The 472-nt window shown below is 58.1% G+C and carries 1 protein-coding gene; it reads left to right on the top strand.

Annotation, left to right across the window (positions count from 1 at the left end):
* Positions 1-472: hypothetical protein (locus AM629_RS21525; protein ID WP_152912077.1), on the top strand; the 472-nt coding region annotated here is incomplete at both ends.

Raw genomic sequence — 472 nt, 5'->3', positions numbered from 1 at the left:
CCACGACGGACAAAAAAGGTGGCCGGTTGTTAAGCGGCGGACACTTAACTTTGCGCACCGGCGACATCAATAACACCGGTGGGGTAATCGCGGCAGAGGGCAAAACCACCCTGACCAGCACCGCGCTTAATAATACGCAGGGGCAGATAGCCGGCAATGGCGGACTGGGCATTCACAGCCGGCAACTGATAAACCGCGAGGGCAGCTTACAATCCGCAGACACCCTGACGCTGGAGACTGACGGGCAGTTACTGGATAACCAACAGGGGCGAATTCTGAGTGAGGGCGCTACCACAGTCACCAGTGGTCAGCTGGATAATACCGCGGGGCGGTTACAGTCGGGTAGCGACATGACCGTCGATACCCGCGGTCACTGGCTGGCTAATCCCCGCAATACCAACCCAAAAGGCGGCCAGTTGTTGAGTGGCGGACACTTAACTTTGCGTACCGGCGACATCAATAACACCGGCGG

This window comes from Photorhabdus heterorhabditis, from assembly GCF_001280945.1.
Classification (GTDB): Bacteria; Pseudomonadota; Gammaproteobacteria; order Enterobacterales; family Enterobacteriaceae; genus Photorhabdus; species Photorhabdus heterorhabditis.
The sequence above is the reverse complement of the archived record's forward strand: the minus strand, read 5'-3'. Positions and strand labels throughout refer to the sequence as shown.